This is a genomic window from Streptomyces sp. CC224B (assembly GCF_030010595.1).
In the GTDB taxonomy this organism is placed as follows: domain Bacteria; phylum Actinomycetota; class Actinomycetes; order Streptomycetales; family Streptomycetaceae; genus Streptomyces; species Streptomyces longispororuber.
The window spans coordinates 1-2998 of record NZ_JASCXL010000091.1; the positions used below are offsets into that span (position 1 = coordinate 1).

Below are 2998 nucleotides of genomic sequence, written 5' to 3' on the forward strand. Positions count from 1 at the left end.
CCCGGCGGGGCGGGTGGGGTCCCCGGGGCGCCCCCGGCCCCCCGCCCCGGGCGGTCCCGCCGCCTGTCCCGGGCGGCTTCCGTCGCCCGTCCCCAGGCGGCGTACGTCACCCGTCCCCGGGCGGCTTCCGTCGCCCGTCCCACCCTGGCCGGTCACCGCACTGCCGGGACCGGCCCCGTTCCCATGGAGCACCTAGTGACCCTCGACACGTACACCGCCCGCCGCGCGGGCGGCAGAACCCTGCTGCGCCGGGCCGCCGTCGCCCTGACCGGCGCCGGCGCGGCGCTCGGCCTCGCCATGGCCCCCGCCTCGGCCGCGGCCGGCGGCTGGGAGCCGGTGCCGGACCCGGACAGCACCAGCTGGGTCGACGCCGTCCTGCCCGCGGCGGACGGCACCGTCTTCGCGCGCGGCGGCTACTACCCGCAGGGCGACCCGGGCTCCGGCGAGTTCTCCACGTACTGGCAGCGTGACGGCGCGTCCTGGAAGAAGATCCCCACGCCGAAGAACCAGTCCCTGGACACCTACGGCGACGACCTGTGGACCGCCACCTCCGCGAAGGACCTGTGGGTCGTCGGCAGCATGGCGGCCACCCCGTCCATCGTCAACCACTGGAACGGCACGGCCTGGCAGGACCGCTCCCCGGCCGACAAGACCGTGGAGTTCAAGGCGGTCAAGGCCGTCGCCCCCAACGACGTGTGGGCCGTCGGCGAGACCACGTGGCGCTCGGACCGGCAGACGCAGCAGGGCGTCATCGGCCACTGGAACGGCACCGCCTGGAAGATCACCAAGCTGCCGCAGGCCACGAACGGCCACACCAGCCTCGGCGCCCTCCAGGTGCTCTCCGCCAACGACGTCTGGGCCGCCGGCAAGATCTGCACCATCCAGGACGCCAGGACCTGCCGCGGCTACGTGACGCACTACGACGGCACGGCCTGGAAGGAGGTGGCGGTCCCCCAGGGCACCATCGGGGTCAACGAGCTCACCGCGAGCCCCTCGGGCCAGGTGTGGGCCGCCGCGGGCACCACGGTGCTGCGCCGCACCGGCGACACCTGGGACACCAGCGCCTCGGTGAACCTGCCCTCCGTGTACGGCGTCACCGAGCTGACCTGGGTGAAGGGCACGCTGTACGCGGGCCTCGGCCAGAACCAGCCCTCCAAGCAGACCGGCGTGCTGCGCTGGACCGGCAGCGCCTGGGAGAGCGTCACCTCGCCGTACGCCCCGAAGAGCGAGTGGGAGACCATCGCGGCCGTCACCTCGCTCACCGGCGGCCCCGACGGCTCCCTGTGGGCCACCGGCACCTCGTACGCCTTCTTCGCCACCGGCCAGTTCGCGTCCCGGCTGCCCGCCGGCGCCACGCGCTGACCCGACTCTCGTAGGCCCCCTCAGCCCCATCGGGCCGAAAGGAACCCGCACATGAACGCGCTCAACGCCTGGGCTCCGCTGGAGATCAGGCCCTCCGACATCGGCGCCCCGGCCACCCCGGAGGGCCTCGTCGCCCACCTGGACGGTCTCGGCGACGGCCTGGCCCCGCTCCTGACCGAGCACAAGGCCCTGGTCTTCCGGGACTTCCAGGTCCCCGCCGACGGCCTCGACCCGGTCATGGACCGGCTGCTGCCGCGCCGGCTCGCCTACGTGAACGGCAACTCGCCGCGCACGAAGGTCGGCTCCAACGTGTACACCTCGACGGAGTACCCGCCGGAGTTCACCATCTCGATGCACAACGAGCTGTCGTACGCGTCGAGCTGGCCGACCCGGCTGATGTTCTACTGCGACGTGGCGCCCGAGACCGGCGGCGCCACGCCCGTCGTCGACGCCCAGCTCTGGCTGGAGTCCCTCGACGACGAGGTCCGCGAGGCGTACCGGGACGGCGTGCGGTACACGCAGAACCTGCACGACGGCAAGGGCCTCGGCAAGAGCTGGCAGGACACCTTCGAGACCGACGACCGTGACCGGGTCGACGCCTACCTGAAGGAGGCCGGGTCCGAGTGGAGCTGGCGCCCGGACGGCAGCGTGCGGGTCTCCACGGTCCGCCCGTCGACGCTGCGGCACCCGGTCACCGGCACCGAGGTCTGGTTCAACCAGTCCGACCAGTGGCACCCCGCGGCCCTCGGCGACGAGACCGCGAAGGCGCTGGCGCAGATCATGGCCCCGGAGGAGCTGCCGCAGTCCGTGACGTTCGCCGACGGCCGCCCGATCCCGGACGACTACGTCATCCAGGTCCGCGACCGCGGCCTGGACAACGCGGTGGACGTCGACTGGCACGTCGGTGACCTGCTCCTGATCGACAACATCCTGGTGGCGCACGGCCGCCGCTCCTTCACGGGGCCGCGCCGGGTGCTCGTCGCGATGACGGACTGAGACGACGGTCCGGGCGGCCCTGGGGCCGCCCGGACCACCCGCCGACCGGAGGGCGGGGGCGGCCCTTTCACGAGGCCGCCCCCGCCCTCCCGCGTGCGGCCCGGCGGCCGGCGCGGGGGCCCGCCCGCGTCCGTATAGGTCACGTATGGCGGCGCTTCGCAGACTGGCCCCTGCCTCACTGGAGCAGTGGGTGCGCAACGCCATCGATCCCTCATCAGGAGACCGCAGTGACCGAGCAGCAGACCGCCGCGACCCACCGCGTCGTGCTCAACGACGAAGAGCAGTACTCGATCTGGTGGCTCGACCGAGACCTGCCCGCCGGCTGGCGCGCCGAGGGCACCACCGGCACCCGTGAGGAGTGCCTCGCCCACATCGACACGGTGTGGACGGACATGCGCCCCGCGAGCCTGCGCCGCCGCATGGCCGCCGCGGAGCAGGCGGCGTAACACCCCCGCGGTCCCGGGGGCCGGGACCACCCCCTTCGGACCCGGCCCCCGCGCCCCACCGAGCCCCGTACAGCCCCTCCCTCCCCCACAGCCCCCTCCCCCTACGGCGCGGCCCCCCACGCGACAACACGCGACACCCCAGCCACCACGCAACGACCGTCACACGACCGTCATCCAGAGGAGCGCAACCCGCA

The 2998-nt window shown here is 73.7% G+C and carries 3 protein-coding genes; all 3 read left to right on the top strand.

Annotated elements, in window-relative coordinates:
- Nucleotides 1-195 precede the first annotated feature (195 nt).
- A complete protein-coding gene (locus tag QK440_RS29905) occupies nt 196-1362 on the top strand; it encodes a hypothetical protein (RefSeq protein WP_282796356.1) in 1167 nt (388 codons plus the stop codon).
- Between the two features lie 51 nt (nt 1363-1413).
- Nucleotides 1414-2358, top strand: a complete 945-nt coding sequence (locus QK440_RS29910; RefSeq protein ID WP_282796357.1) for a TauD/TfdA family dioxygenase — start codon at nt 1414-1416, stop codon at nt 2356-2358.
- Between the two features lie 227 nt (nt 2359-2585).
- Nucleotides 2586-2804, top strand: a complete 219-nt coding sequence (locus QK440_RS29915; RefSeq protein WP_282796358.1) for an MbtH family NRPS accessory protein — start codon at nt 2586-2588, stop codon at nt 2802-2804.
- Nucleotides 2805-2998 lie beyond the last annotated feature (194 nt).

What these genes read in the sequence shown, in the direction of transcription:
- QK440_RS29910 (WP_282796357.1), top strand. Translation starts at nt 1,414, where the DNA reads ATGAACGCGCTCAACGCCTGGGCTCCGCTGGAGATCAGGCCCTCCGAC.